We start from the raw sequence: 14,518 nt of genomic DNA, 5'->3' as shown, positions 1-14,518 counted from the left end.
AGACTCGCTGAGCCGGCGTTAAAAATTTTAACACGCCGCTATTTTGGCGGCGTGTCGCAAAGAGATTCTCAGAACCCGATTTCCGTTTGTACGCCAAAATTCCACGTACCTCCGGCGCGACAGCCGGCCTGTCTTATTTTTTTCAAAAGTATCCAACGCTATTCCACGGATAGGGTATCCTGTTGCGCAGCGATATCCGCCTCAGCCTGTGTGCCGAACGCAAGCATTAATGTTAATGGAAGCCTCAGATGACCTCTTTTTTACATGCTTATTTTACGCGATTACATTGTCAGCCGTTGGGGGTTCCTACGGTTGAAGCGCTCAGAACGCTTCACTTAGCGCACAACTGCGCGATTCCTTTTGAAAATCTGGATGTGCTACTGCCTCGTGAAATACAGCTCGATGAGACGGCATTAGAGGAGAAACTGCTTTATGCCCGACGCGGTGGATACTGTTTTGAACTGAATGGCCTGTTTGAACGCGCGTTACGCGACATCGGTTTTAACGTCCGAAGCTTATTGGGGCGGGTCATTCTGTCTCATCCCGCCAGTTTACCGCCACGCACGCACCGTTTGCTGCTGGTTGATGTTGAGGATGAGCAGTGGATCGCGGACGTGGGGTTTGGCGGCCAAACGCTAACCGCGCCGCTTCGTCTGCAGGCTGAAATTGCTCAGCAAACGCCGCATGGCGAATACCGCCTGATGCAGGAGGGGAGCACATGGATTTTACAATTCCGCCACCATGAGCACTGGCAGTCGATGTACTGTTTTGATCTGGGGGTGCAGCAGCAGAGCGATCATGTAATGGGCAATTTCTGGTCGGCTCACTGGCCGCAATCCCATTTTCGTCATCATTTGTTGATGTGCCGCCATTTGCCTGATGGCGGCAAGCTGACATTAACGAATTTCCACTTCACGCGTTACCACCAGGGACATGCCGTTGAACAGGTCAATGTACCGGATGTGCCGTCGTTGTATCGGTTACTTCAGCAGCAGTTTGGTCTCGGCGTAAATGATGTAAAGCACGGTTTTACCGAGGCGGAGCTGGCCGCGGTAATGGCTGCATTTGATACCCATCCGGAGGCGGGAAAATAATTTTTTGCCGCGAGGATTAGCGGGCCTGACAAAGATTAAAAAGTAATGGCCCATTCGGCATGGAACAGAATGACCGCCTGGCCGGAGATGGTGACGTTTTCCGGCTGGTTATCGCGAATGGTGACGGTAACATCAACAGTACCCTCTTTGCCTAAAGCGCGCCCCTGATGGCCTTGAATCTGCAGCGTTTTACCGTCATGCGCCATCAGACCATGATGGACGAGCCATGCACCCATCGGGCCATTGGCGTTTCCCGTTACCGGATCTTCCACAATCCCTATCGCCGGGGAAAACATTCGCCCATCGGTTTCGTTTTTTCCCGGACGAATCTGGAAAGGAAAAAAGCCGTTACAGCCAATTTGCTGGCTGATTGCCGTCAGGGCTGCCAGATTAGGAGAAAGGGCATCAATATCAACGTCTGGTTTGAGCAGGATCATCACTTTTGCATGTCCTGTTGAAGCCACCTGAATTGGCGCTCCCGGCACGATATCATCTTCAGTCAGGTTCAGTGCGGTGATGATGGCAGCCCGAATCTCTCCGACTAACGGTGGTTCAAAAGAGGGCTGACCTTGTTCCAGCGTGATGCGATAGTCGTTGTGTTCGGCATGAATTTCAACGCGATGACGGCCCGCTAACGAGGTTTGCCAGACGGTGGTGTTTCCCAACCCCAGTACCGTTGCCCGAACATAATGCGCGGCCACGGTGGCATGACCACAGATGGGGACTTCTACTGTCGGTGTAAAGTAGCGTATGCGCACATCACTCTCTTCGCTTTTTAGCAAAAAGGCGGTTTCCGAGTGACGAAGTTCACGGGCAATCAGCTGCATCTGCGCGTCGCTTAGCGTATCCGCATGTAAGACAACGCCAGCAGAGTTGCCGCGAAAGGGTTCGCTGGTGAAGGCGTCAACATGGTAAATCTGCGGTTTCATTGATGTTCTCCTTTGACTGAAGAATCATCATAGCCTGTGCGTTGCCGAATGACGACGCCCAGGCGTTTTTCTTTGCCCGGTAAGCGTACCCCCGGGCAAAGAGAATTAGCGGCGGGTACGAACAATCTGGTAGCGACGGGTGAAATACTCAAACGGCGCGCTCCAGACATGAACCAAGCGGGTGAACGGGAAGAGCAGGAAAATAGTCATTCCCAGCACCAGATGAACGCGGAAAACAAACGCCACACCGCTCAGCATTTCCGAAGACCCGCCGCGGAAGGTGACAATACTTTGCGCCCAGCCCACCAACTTCATCATTTCGCTGCCATCCGGATATTGCGCCGAAAACGGAATGGTGCTCAGGCCAAGCAGGCACTGAATCAGCAAAATACTCATGATGATAATATCAGGTGTAGTGGATGTCGCCCGCACACGCTGATTGGTCAGACGACGCCACAGTAATCCCGCGCCGCCGATCAACGTTAATACGCCGCACACGCCGCCGAGGATCATCGCCATCTGCTGTTTTACCGCAATCGGCAGGAACCAGGCATACATCCAGTGTGGCGTCAGCATCCCAAACAGATGGCCAAAAAAGATCCCCAGAATGCCAATATGGAACAGATTCGACCATATCACCATCCCACGCTTATCCAACATCTGGCTGGACGACGCGCGCCAGGTATATTGTCCGTAGTCATAGCGCAGCCAACTGCCGAGGAAGAAGACCGTGGCGCAAATATAGGGGTAGATATCGTAAAAAAAGACGTTCAGGTACTGTATCATTTCGGGCCTCCCGCGCTGACGTCGACGTACTGCGGCGCCGCGTCCTGGCTAAAGCGTCGTTGATAATGGTGTAACGGGGTCGTGGCGTTATCTTCGATAAACTTCACCTGTTCTTCTTCCCAGACGGCATCCAGTGCCTGACGGGTATCATCCCGCGATTCCTGAACAATCTGTTTGGTGACACTGTCACTTGTAAGCGTACTGCCCGCCAGCGTCAGCAGGGCGTCAAACAGTTGATACCACGGCGCTCCTCGCTGTTTCAGACGACCGCCCAGTAGCGCCAGAATAGGGGCAATATTCTGTAATCCCTCGCGCGCTTCCGCTTCCGGCAACACGCTTAAGTACTCCAGATAGAGCGGCAGGTGATCCGGCAGTTCGCGGCAGTTGAGCTGCAGGCCCACGGTTTCATACTGGCTTAACAAATCGACCATCGCCTGGCCGCGATCGCGGGACTCCGCATGAACATGCTCGAATAACAGCAATGAAGTGGCGCGCCCGCGGTCAAACACTTCGCACCATTCTGCTTGTTTATCCAGTAACGGCGCATAAAGCAGCTCGCGAGTGAAGTCGGCCAGCATTGGCGCATCGTGTTGGATAAGGGCAAGCGCTTCATCCCGACATTCCCACAACTCGTCGTCCGGATACTCCATCAACAGGCCAATCGCTTTGAGGATTTGCATTATTCCCCCTCCGCTTTATCACGTACTTCGGTGATATTGATGGCATCAATACGGCTACTGTTGAACAGGTTGAATTTGGTATCCGACCCGTGGCAACCGTCGCCAAAAGTAAAGCCGCAGCCGTTGCGCTCCGGAAAGGCGTCGCGCGCCATTTCCCGGTGGCTGGTGGGAATGACAAAACGATCTTCATAATTGGCAATCGCCAGGTAGCGATACATCTCTTCAACCTGTTGTACGCTCAGACCCACTTCGTCAATCGCGCGGGTATCCGTCACGCCTTCAACCGTCTGCGAGCGCATGTAGTGGCGCATCGCCATCATCCGCTTTAGAGCCCGAATGACCGGACCGGTATCGCCCGCGCTGAGCATATTGGCCAGGTACTGGACCGGAATACGCAGCGTCTCCACCGCCGGCAGAATATTGCCATTGTGCGGCAACCCGCCCGCGTCGGCGTATGACTGGATGGGCGACAGCGGCGGTACGTACCAGACCATCGGCAGGGTACGGTATTCCGGGTGCAGCGGAAGCGCCAGCTTCCAGTCCATCGCCATTTTGTACACCGGCGACCGTTGGGCAGCGTCGATGACGTTTTGCGGGATGCCCTGTTTAAGCGCCTCTTCGATGACCGCCGGATCGTGCGGATCGAGAAACACATCACACTGACGTTCATACAAATCCGTCTCGTGTTCGGTACTGGCCGCGTCTTCAATCCTGTCGGCGTCATAGAGCAGAACGCCAAGATAACGGATGCGCCCGACGCAGGTTTCCGAACAAACGGTCGGCTGACCGGATTCAATACGCGGATAGCAGAATATGCACTTCTCAGACTTGCCGCTCTTCCAGTTAAAGTAGATTTTTTTGTACGGGCAGCCGCTGATACACAAACGCCAGCCCCGGCATTTATCCTGGTCGATTAGCACGATGCCGTCTTCTTCACGCTTGTAAATAGCGCCACTTGGGCAGGTGGCGACACAACTGGGGTTCAGGCAGTGTTCGCACAGGCGCGGCAGGTACATCATGAAGGTGTTTTCGAACTGACCGTACATCTCCTTTTGTATGTTGTCGAAGTTACGGTCGCGGGCGCGTTTTTCAAACTCGCCGCCGAGCAGCTCTTCCCAGTTTGGCCCCCAGATCACCTTGTCCATCCGTTTTCCGTCGATCAGTGAACGAGGGCGGGCAGTGGGCTGATGCTTACTCTCCGGCGCATTATGTAAATGCTGATAATCGAAGGTAAAGGGTTCATAGTAATCATCGATTTGCGGAATCACCGGGTTGGCGAAAATTTTGCTAATTACCCCCATTTTGCCGCCCAGACGGGGCCTTATCTTGCCATTAACATCACGAACCCAACCGCCTTGCCACTCCTGCTGGTCTTCCCAGTTTTTGGGATAGCCGATACCCGGTTTAGTTTCGACGTTATTGAACCATGCGTATTCCATCCCTTCACGTCCGGTCCAGACGTTTTTACAGGTGACGGAGCAGGTGTGACAGCCAATACATTTATCGAGATTCAGTACCATCCCAACCTGTGAGCGTATTTTCATTTTTTCGCCTCCTGTACCTGATCCCGGCCCTCATCATCCAGCCAGTTAATGTTTTTCATCTTCCTGATCATGATGAATTCATCGCGATTCGAACCCACGGTTCCGTAATAGTTGAAGCCGTAAGCCAGTTGCGCATAGCCGCCGATCATATGCGTCGGTTTTGGACAGACCCGGGTCACGGAGTTATGGATCCCGCCGCGCATCCCGGTGACTTCCGAACCCGGAATGTTCATAATCCGCTCTTGGGCGTGGTACATCATGGTCATACCCGGCGGGACGCGCTGGCTGACCACCGCACGAGCGGTAAGGGCGCCATTAGCGTTGAAGGCTTCAATCCAGTCGTTATCTTCAATACCCAGTTCACGGGCATCGGCTTCGCTGATCCAGACAATCGGCCCGCCGCGCGACAAGGTCAGCATCAGCAGGTTTTCGCTGTAGGTGGAGTGAATTCCCCATTTCTGGTGCGGCGTCAGGAAGTTAAGCGCTTTTTCCGGGAAACCGTTGGGCGGAATTTCTCGCATTTTGCTGACGCTGCGGGTATCAATCGGCGGACGATATGCCACCAGGCTTTCGCCAAAAGCGCGCATCCACGCATGATCCTGATAGAGTTGTTGCCGCCCCGACAACGTGCGCCACGGGATCAGTTCATGTACGTTGGTATAGCCGGCGTTATAAGAGACATGCTCGCTTTCCAGCCCTGACCAGGTCGGGCTGGAGATAATTTTGCGCGGTTGCGCCTGGATATCACGAAAGCGAATTTTCTCATCTTCTTTATTGATGGCCAGATGGGTGTGCTCGCGCCCGGTCATCTCGCCCAACGCCTGCCAGGCTTTCACCGCCACCTGGCCGTTGGTTTCCGGCGCTAAGGCAAGAATCACTTCCGAAGCATCCAGCGCGGTGTCTATTCGCGGACGTCCTTTCGCCGGACCATCGTGTTTGGTGTAATTGAGCTTACCGAGGAAATCGACTTCATCTTGCGTATTCCAGGCAATACCCTTACCGCCGTTGCCTAATTTATCCAGCAGGGGACCCAGCGAGGTAAACCGTTCATAGGTGGCCGGATAATCGCGTTCAATCACGACGATATTGGGGGCGGTTTTGCCCGGAATAAGTTCGCACTCGCCTTTACGCCAGTCGAGAATATCAAATGGCTGCGCCAGTTCCGCCGGGGAATCATGCTGGAGCGGGTGTAACACCACATCGGTTTCCTGTCCGAGATGTCCGACACACACCTCAGAAAAGACGCTGGCGATACCTTTGTAGATCTCCCAGTCGCTTTTGGATTCCCAGGCAGGATCGACCGCGGCGGAAAGGGGGTGGATAAACGGATGCATATCCGAGGTATTCATATCGTCTTTTTCATACCAGGTGGCGGTCGGCAAAACGATATCGGAAAACAGACAGGTACTGGACATACGGAAATCAAGCGTGACCAACAGATCGAGCTTGCCCTCAATCGCGGCGGACTGCCATTCCACCTCTTCAGGCTTAATTCCTTCGCTGGAGCCCAGCGCTTCGCCCTGGATACCGCTGTCTGTGCCCAGCAGATATTTGAGCATGTACTCATGACCTTTCCCGGAGGAGCCGAGCAGGTTAGAGCGCCAGACAAATAAATTTCGCGGGTGATTATGACCACTGTCAGGCTGTTCGCAGGCAAAACGGATAGCGCCTGATTTCAACGCTTGCACGGTATAATCCGCCGCAGACAGCCCGGCTTTATCGGCGCTCGCTTTCACGCTGAGCGGGTTAAGATTAAGCTGCGGCGCCGAGGGTAGCCAGCCCATACGTTCCGCGCGCACGTTGAAATCGATCAGGTGTCCGGAAAATTTAGCCGGATCGGCCAGCGGCGACAGCAACTCTTGCGCAGTCAGTTTTTCATAGCGCCACTGGCTGGCATGGTTGTAGAAAAACGAGGTACTGTTCATCTGACGCGGCGGGCGATTCCAGTCCAGCGCGAAGGCCAGCGGCAGCCAGCCGGTTTGCGGCCGCAGCTTCTCCTGGCCGACATAGTGCGCCCAGCCGCCGCCGGTTTGTCCAACACAGCCGCAGAACACCAGCATGTTAATCATCCCACGGTAATTCATATCCATGTGATACCAGTGATTCACTCCCGCGCCGAGGATGATCATCGAACGACCGTGAGTTTTATGGGCGGTCTCGGCAAATTCACGCGCAATAGTTTCGATATGTCGACGCGGCACGCCGGTAATCTGTTCGCCCCAGGCCGGCGTGTAGGCTTTTACGTCGTTATAATTATTGGCGCTATGGCAGTCATCCAGACCACGATCCAGCCCATAATTAGCCAGCACCAGATCGTAAACGCTGACGACCATCCGCTCGCTACCGTCCGCCAGAGCCAGGCGTTTCACCGGTAACTGACGTACCAGCACCGGTTCCTGCCGCACGCTGCGAAAATGTGGGTTTTCGTTGCCGCCAAAATAGGGGAAAGCGACACCCGCCACGTCATCATGCTGACCGAGTAAAGAGAGCGACAGTTCAGTTTCGACGCCCGCCGCCACCGGTTCCAGGTTCCATTTTCCCTTTTCGCCCCAGCGAAAACCGATAGAACCATTGGGCGCGACCAGTTCGCCCGTACTGTTGAGCGCGACGGTTTTCCATTCCGGATTATTGGCTTCTCCCAGTCCATCCACCAGATCCGACGCGCGCATCATACGCCCCGGTACATAACTGCCGTCTGCGCGCTCATCCAACAGGACCAGCATTGGCATATCGGTATAACGGCGGCAATAGTTAAGAAAATAGTCGCTGGGATTATCGAGATGAAACTCTTTTAAAATAACGTGACCCATGGCCATCGCCAGCGCGCTGTCGGTACCTTGCTTTGGCGCCAGCCACTGATCGCACAGTTTAGCGACTTCGGAATAGTCCGGGGTGATGGCGATCGTCTTAGTGCCTTTGTAGCGCACTTCGGTAAAGAAGTGGGCGTCCGGGGTACGCGTCTGCGGCACGTTAGAGCCCCAGGCAATAATGTAGGCTGAGTTATACCAGTCGGCAGACTCCGGCACATCAGTCTGCTCGCCCCAGGTCATTGGCGACGCGGGCGGAAGATCGCAATACCAGTCATAGAAGCTCAGACAAGTACCGCCAAGCAGTGACAGATAACGTGTTCCGGCGGCGTAAGAAACCATCGACATCGCCGGAATAGGTGAAAACCCCGCCACACGATCCGGACCATAGGTTTTGATTGTCCAGACGTTAGCGGCGGCAATGAGCTGATTCAGCTCTTTCCAGTTCGAACGAATAAAGCCGCCATGTCCGCGCACCTGTTTGTAACTTTGGCATTTTTGCGGGTCGTTCATTATAGATTCCCATGCCAGTACCGGATCGCTGTGCCGGGAAAGGGCCTCGCGCCACAGTTCTATCAGCCGCTTACGCACCAGAGGGTATTTCAGACGATTGGCGCTATAGAGATACCAGGAGTAGCTGGCGCCGCGCGGGCAGCCGCGCGGTTCATGGTTCGGTAAATCGGGACGCGTGCGCGGGTAGTCGGTTTGTTGAGTTTCCCACGTCACCAGACCGTTTTTGACATAAATTTTCCAGCTACAGGAGCCCGTGCAGTTGACGCCGTGGGTTGAGCGCACGATCTTATCAAACTGCCAGCGCTGGCGATAACTGTCTTCCCAGTCGCGGTTGGTATGCATCACCTGACCATGGCCGTCGGCAAAGGTATCGCCTTTTTGTTTAAAGTAACGAAAGCGATCCAACAGTTTACTCATGACATTTCTCCTGCTTCGATAAATTTTCCGCCACCCTGTCGATTTGGCGTTAAACCATTACCGGATGGCCGTCCTACAGGTGCGTATGTTGTTATTGTTGTTTAGGCTTACGACGCCCGTAGACCAGCCAGGTCAGCAGGACGCAAGCGATGTAAAACAGCAAAAAGATTTTCATGGCGCCCACCGGCGAGCCGGTCAAGGCCAAAGAGGTGCCAAACGCTTTTGGAATAAAGAAGCCGCCCACAGCGCCAATAGCGGAGATAAAACCGAGCGCGGCGGCGGTATCCGTCACCGCTTCGCGCTGCGCCTGCTCATCGCTCCCGCCGCGCAGTTTGACGTTGTAGAGCGTGATCTGACGGAAGATCACCGCAATCATCTGGAAGGTAGAACCGCTGCCGAGACCCGCTGTCAAAAACAGGCCCATAAAAACAAGATAGAACGCGCTAAAGCTGCCTGCGCCGGAGCCTGGCAGCGTGAGGAATAGCAGGGCGGTAAACAGCGCCATAAAGATAAAATTAATGAGCGTGACGCGAACGCCGCCGAATTTATCGGAGATCACGCCGCCTGCCGATCGCGCCAGCGCGCCGCTAAAGGGGCCAAAGAACGCCAGTTGCAGAATGTTTACGTCGGGAAATTGCGTTTTGGCGAGCATGGCGAAACCTGCGGAAAAGCCGATGAATGACCCGAATGTCGCCAGGTACAGCAGGCTAAGCAGCCACAGGTGCAGACGTTTTAGCACCGGCAATTGCGAGGCGACAGACGCTTTTGAACTGCCGATATCGTTCATACCAAACCAGGCGGCAAGCGTCGCGACAGCCAGTAACGGCACCCAGATCCAGGCGGCGTTAGTGAGGGCGAGCAGGGAGCCATCAGGTTGCGGCACGCCCCGGACGCCTAAAAAAGTAAATATCGGCAGAAAAATAACCAGCGGCGCAATCAACTGCATCACACTGACGCCAAGATTTCCCAGTCCGCCGTTAATACCCAACGCGCTACCTTGTCTGGCTTTTGGAAAGAAAAAACTGATGTTGCCCATACTGGACGCGAAGTTTGCCCCCGCAAAACCGCACAACAGAGCGATGAGCATAAATACCCCGAAAGGGGTGGCGGGATTTTGCACGGCGAATCCCAGTCAGGCGCAGGGAATAATCAATATTACGGTGCTTAATACGGTCCATTTACGACCACCAAACAGTGGCACCATAAAGGAGTAGGGAACGCGTAATATTGCGCCGGAAAGAGAAGGTAATGCGGTTAATAAAAAGAGTTGGTCGGTGGTAAAATTAAATCCAATTTTATTGAGGTTGACGGCAACAGCGCTAAACAACATCCAGACGCAAAATGCCAGGAGCAAACAACTTACTGAAATCCATAAGTTTCTTCTGGCGATGCCTTTCCCTTTATTCTCCCAGAAGGCTGGATTTTCGGGTCGCCAGTCACTCAAGAGATAACGGTTATAATTCTCGTTTTGTCGTGTCATTTTACCCCTCACATGCGCATATCATTTGAAAAAAACACAAAAAAGAGACAGAGCGTCACGCGCTCTTTTGAGAACTTATTGAAGTTTTTTTAGAATATTGAGTGAAAGAATAGATAAAAAACCAGGCCAGCGCGGCGCGAAGAGGAGATATAATGTTTCTTAATTGTTACTATTTGTAAACTAAAAGTGATTTTTATTAAATTATTTGTAACTTTACGCAAAGAGTTCAAGCGTAATCATACGATCCAGATGGTATTTAAACGCGGGATCGGCCATTTCCGGAATACCCAGCACATACATACCGTCCAGCCCGCACACCAGTGCGATAAGCCGCCAGGCGATATCCGTGGCGTTAGCAGTAAACGTAAATTCTCCTGCCTGTTTGCCCTGCTCGATAATTGTGACCGTTTCCTCATGCCACATCTGCATCGTGAGGAGATAAGCATCTCTGATGTGCAGATCCCGATCGGCCAGAATTTGCGCCTCTCGCCACAATTTTATGTAAGGCTCAAAGCCGCCGTCTTCGCTACCCAACATAGCGTGAAGCCGTGCACGCCAGGTGGCGGGCGGCGGAACTTGCCCGGCATCAAGCAGGGTGCGGATCAAATGGACAAAGGCCAGCGCTTTGAGCTCGCCCGCCGAGCTGAAGTGGTGATGCACCTGGCCGGCGGCGACATCGGCTTCTGATGCGATTCGTCGCACCGTCATGGCGGCAAACCCCTCTGCCAGCGCCACGCGCATCGCCGCTTGCAGGATCACTTCGCGGCGTTCATCCCGGTTAAGGTAACTCATATTTTCCCCACATTAGCCAATGCGCGCAGTGTAACAAAAAGCTGGACATTCGTTCAACTTACCGTAGGATCCTGAAACTGGACAGGCGTCCAAATTTGAGTTTTTGAAGGGAGAGTTATGTTTCGTCAGTGGTTAACGTTAGTCATTATTGTGCTGGTCTATATTCCTGTCGCCATTGATGCCACGGTCTTGCATGTCGCCGCCCCGACACTGAGTATGACACTGGGGGCCAGCGGCAACGAGCTGCTGTGGATCATTGATATTTATTCTTTGGTCATGGCTGGCATGGTATTGCCGATGGGCGCGCTTGGCGATCGTATCGGTTTTAAACGCCTGCTGATGCTGGGCGGGACGCTCTTTGGCCTGGCGTCATTGGCGGCGGCGTTTTCGCATACCGCCAGTTGGCTTATCGCCACCAGGGTATTACTGGCTATTGGCGCGGCGATGATTGTACCGGCGACGCTGGCCGGGATACGCGCCACCTTTTGCGAAGAGAAGCATCGCAACATGGCGCTGGGCGTCTGGGCAGCGGTAGGTTCGGGCGGAGCGGCGTTTGGGCCGCTCATCGGCGGCATATTATTAGAGCATTTTTACTGGGGAGCGGTTTTCCTGATCAACGTGCCGATTGTGCTGGTCGTCATGGGCTTAACCGCCCGCTATGTTCCTCGCCAGGCGGGCCGTCGCGATCAACCGCTCAATCTTGGCCATGCGGTGATGCTGATTATTGCCATTTTGCTGTTGGTCTATAGCGCTAAAACCGCGCTGAAAGGGCATCTGTCGCTGTGGGTCATCTCGCTTACCCTGCTTACCGGCGCGCTGCTCCTGGGACTCTTTATCCGCACACAGCTTGCGACATCGCGTCCGATGATTGATATGCGACTATTTACCCATCGCATTATCCTGAGCGGCGTCGTGATGGCGATGACCGCGATGATCACTCTGGTGGGTTTTGAGCTGCTGATGGCGCAAGAGCTGCAGTTTGTTCACGGGCTATCGCCTTATGAGGCCGGGGTATTTATGCTGCCGGTAATGGTCGCCAGTGGATTCAGCGGGCCGATTGCGGGCGTGCTGGTCTCGCGTCTGGGACTACGGCTGGTCGCGACGGGCGGCATGGCGTTAAGCGCGCTGAGTTTTTATGGCCTGGCGATGACGGATTTCAGCACCCAACAATGGCAGGCCTGGGGGCTGATGGCGCTGCTGGGATTTAGCGCCGCCAGCGCATTGCTGGCTTCCACGTCGGCAATTATGGCCGCTGCGCCGGCAGAAAAAGCGGCGGCGGCCGGCGCGATAGAAACGATGGCTTATGAACTGGGCGCGGGACTGGGCATTGCCATTTTCGGTCTGTTGTTAAGCCGTAGCTTCTCCGCGTCTATCCGTCTGCCTGCCGGGCTTGAGGCGCAAGAGATTGCCAGAGCGTCATCTTCAATGGGAGAAGCCGTGCAGTTGGCGAATAGCCTACCGCCCACGCAGGGGCAGGCAATACTGGACGCCGCCAGACATGCCTTTATCTGGTCGCATAGCGTGGCGTTAAGCAGCGCCGGGAGTATGCTTCTTTTGCTGGCGGTAGGGATGTGGTTCAGCCTGGCAAAAGCCCAACGCCGATAACATAACGCCTGGTGAGATAAGCGCTTAATGCGCTAGCTGGCAGGGGGAGTCCATTTCCTCAACCTCTTTACCGCTGAGGCGTGCGTATTGCCCCGTCAGTCGCCAGAAGGCAGGCTGGGTTTCGGTATAAATTTCCGCAGCCAGAATCAGCCGACGGCGATCAACTTCGTTCAGTTCCAGTAAGGTCCAGGGAATAAAATAGCGATCGGTATCGGTAAGCCGAAACCACAGCGGACACCCGCAGCCGGAACAGAAGTAGCGTTCGCCGCGCGAAGAGGATGAAAAGTATGGCGGTTCCGGGGAAAGGGGGGCTAGCTGTGGTTGCCCGCAGGCTTCCAGATACATGGCTATTCCACCCGACCATTTTTGACACAGCGTACAATGGCAGGCATAGACATCCAGCATTTCGACGTCAACGGTAAAATGGCTCTGTCCGCAAAGACAACGACCAGTGAACGTCTGCACGGCATACTCCTTATGACCGAGTCTACATCAAGAGAAAAAGCCAGCCCTGAAAGGACTGGCTTTGTATTCAGACTACAACAAAATTAGAACTGGTAGTTCAGACCAACAGCAACGATGTTGTCGGTAGACACTTTAGCCGCTTTGGTGAAGTCGCTGTCGTCCAGCAGGTTGATTTTGTAATCAACGAAGGTGGACATGTTTTTGTTGAAGTAGTAGGTAGCACCGACATCGATGTACTCAACCAGATCCTGGTCGCCGTAAGTACCCAGGTTTTTACCTTTGGATTTCAGGTAAGCGATGGACGGACGCAGACCGAAGTCGAACTGATACTGAGCAACTGCTTCAAAGTTCTGGGTTTTATTCGCGATAAACGCATCACCCGCTGAATCTTCACCAAAGGTGGTCATGTTCAGCGTTTCGGAGTAGGTGGTCGCCAGGTAGATGTTGTTCGCATCATATTTCAGACCAGCAGCCCAGACTTCAGCGTTTTTACCCGCAGCATTCAGGTTGCTCGCTGCTTTCACCTGGTTGTTAGTACGGTCAGACTTCGCATAGGCCGCACCTACGCCAAAACCTTCGTACTCATACGTTGCGGACAGACCGAAACCGTCGCCGTTAGACTCGTACGCGCCGTCACGGTCGTTTTTGCCCTGGTACTGCGCGGCAAAGTTCAGACCTTCAACCAGGCCAAAGAAGTCAGTGTTACGGTAGGTGGCAACACCAGTAGTACGGCCAGTCATGAAGACGTCAGTCTGAGTCCAGGTATCGCCACCAAACTCTGGCAGAACGTCGGTCCATGCGCCGATGTCGTAAGCAACGCCGTAGTTACGACCGTAGTCGAAAGAACCGTAGTCAGCGAATTTCAGACCAGCAAACGCCAGACGGGTTTTGTCTTTGTCAGCGCCCTGGCTTTCAGTACGGTTGCCTTTGAATTCATATTCCCACTGGCCAAAACCGGTTAACTGATCGTTGATCTGCGTTTCGCCTTTGAAGCCCAGACGCGCGTAAGTTTTGTCACCATCACTTCCGTTATCATCAGAGAAATAATGCTGAGCGTGAACTTTACCGTACAGATCCAGTTTATTGCCGTCTTTGTTATATACCTCGGCTGCATTTACAACGCCTGCTGCCAACAGGGAAGTCACTGCCACTGCCACTAACTTAAGTTTCATTTTAATAATCCTTATAATTTTCTTAGCGTGTTTCCTCAACCATTGTTAAACGAGGCGTTTGTCAATGGCAGACTATTTTTAAATGACGGAGTGGCATAAGTTCAATAATAAGTTTCATAAGATTACAAATTATTTTAATTTGTGTGATCGAGATCTCCTTAATACATTTGAGAGTATTAATTTAAATAGGGACTGTCTAATAAGATATATTTTCGGAGGGGACTATTGGGCTGT

General features: G+C 53.6%; 10 protein-coding genes and 1 pseudogene. 2 read left to right on the top strand and 9 right to left on the bottom strand.

Annotated elements, in window-relative coordinates:
• Positions 1 to 248: 248 nt before the first annotated feature.
• Positions 249 to 1,094, top strand: coding sequence for an N-hydroxyarylamine O-acetyltransferase (gene nhoA, locus ACLJRS_RS03925; protein WP_000200330.1), 846 nt, complete (start codon positions 249 to 251; stop codon positions 1,092 to 1,094).
• 35 nt (positions 1,095 to 1,129) lie between these two features.
• Here the strand turns inward: nhoA and ACLJRS_RS03920 are convergent, their stop codons facing one another.
• The 7 genes and pseudogenes from ACLJRS_RS03920 to ACLJRS_RS03890 form a co-directional block, all read right to left on the bottom strand.
• The gene (locus ACLJRS_RS03920; RefSeq protein WP_000804298.1) at positions 1,130 to 2,023 is read right to left on the bottom strand and encodes a PhzF family isomerase; all 894 of its coding nucleotides are present in this window, start codon (positions 2,021 to 2,023) and stop codon (positions 1,130 to 1,132) included.
• 105 nt (positions 2,024 to 2,128) lie between these two features.
• Positions 2,129 to 2,809: a respiratory nitrate reductase subunit gamma gene (narI, locus tag ACLJRS_RS03915; RefSeq protein WP_000617106.1), complete on the bottom strand. Its 681-nt coding sequence runs from the start codon at positions 2,807 to 2,809 to the stop codon at positions 2,129 to 2,131.
• On the bottom strand, positions 2,806 to 3,489 hold the full coding sequence (gene narW, locus ACLJRS_RS03910) for a nitrate reductase molybdenum cofactor assembly chaperone (protein WP_410957751.1): 684 nt from the start codon (positions 3,487 to 3,489) through the stop codon (positions 2,806 to 2,808). The genes narI and narW overlap by 4 nt, the downstream gene beginning before the upstream one ends.
• The gene (gene narH / locus ACLJRS_RS03905) at positions 3,489 to 5,033 is read right to left on the bottom strand and encodes a nitrate reductase subunit beta (protein WP_000702587.1); all 1,545 of its coding nucleotides are present in this window, start codon (positions 5,031 to 5,033) and stop codon (positions 3,489 to 3,491) included. The genes narW and narH overlap by 1 nt, the downstream gene beginning before the upstream one ends.
• Complete coding sequence (locus tag ACLJRS_RS03900) at positions 5,030 to 8,770, bottom strand: nitrate reductase subunit alpha (protein ID WP_000040391.1); 3,741 nt, start codon at positions 8,768 to 8,770, stop codon at positions 5,030 to 5,032. Before ACLJRS_RS03900 ends, narH begins: the two co-directional genes overlap by 4 nt.
• Before the next feature lie 91 nt (positions 8,771 to 8,861).
• Positions 8,862 to 10,250: pseudogene (locus ACLJRS_RS03895) on the bottom strand (NarK family nitrate/nitrite MFS transporter).
• A gap of 213 nt (positions 10,251 to 10,463) precedes the next feature.
• Positions 10,464 to 11,042, bottom strand: a complete 579-nt coding sequence (locus ACLJRS_RS03890) for a TetR family transcriptional regulator (RefSeq protein WP_000121040.1) — start codon at positions 11,040 to 11,042, stop codon at positions 10,464 to 10,466.
• 117 nt (positions 11,043 to 11,159) lie between these two features.
• On the opposite strand from ACLJRS_RS03890, the gene smvA reads away from it, so the two are divergent.
• Positions 11,160 to 12,647, top strand: coding sequence for a methyl viologen efflux MFS transporter SmvA (gene smvA / locus ACLJRS_RS03885; protein WP_000489726.1), 1,488 nt, complete (start codon positions 11,160 to 11,162; stop codon positions 12,645 to 12,647).
• A 24-nt stretch (positions 12,648 to 12,671) separates the two neighbouring features.
• Here smvA and ACLJRS_RS03880 read toward each other — a convergent pair whose 3' ends face one another.
• Both ACLJRS_RS03880 and ompD read right to left on the bottom strand, forming a co-directional pair.
• Positions 12,672 to 13,052, bottom strand: coding sequence for a GFA family protein (locus tag ACLJRS_RS03880; RefSeq protein ID WP_014343841.1), 381 nt, complete (start codon positions 13,050 to 13,052; stop codon positions 12,672 to 12,674).
• A 143-nt stretch (positions 13,053 to 13,195) separates the two neighbouring features.
• Complete coding sequence (ompD, locus tag ACLJRS_RS03875; RefSeq protein ID WP_000769037.1) at positions 13,196 to 14,284, bottom strand: porin OmpD; 1,089 nt, start codon at positions 14,282 to 14,284, stop codon at positions 13,196 to 13,198.
• Between the last annotated feature and the right edge of the window lie 234 nt (positions 14,285 to 14,518).

The organism is Salmonella sp. SAL00670 (genome assembly GCF_046552235.1).
GTDB classification, from domain to species: domain Bacteria; phylum Pseudomonadota; class Gammaproteobacteria; order Enterobacterales; family Enterobacteriaceae; genus Salmonella; species Salmonella enterica.
This window is presented reverse-complemented; position numbering and strand designations above follow the sequence as displayed.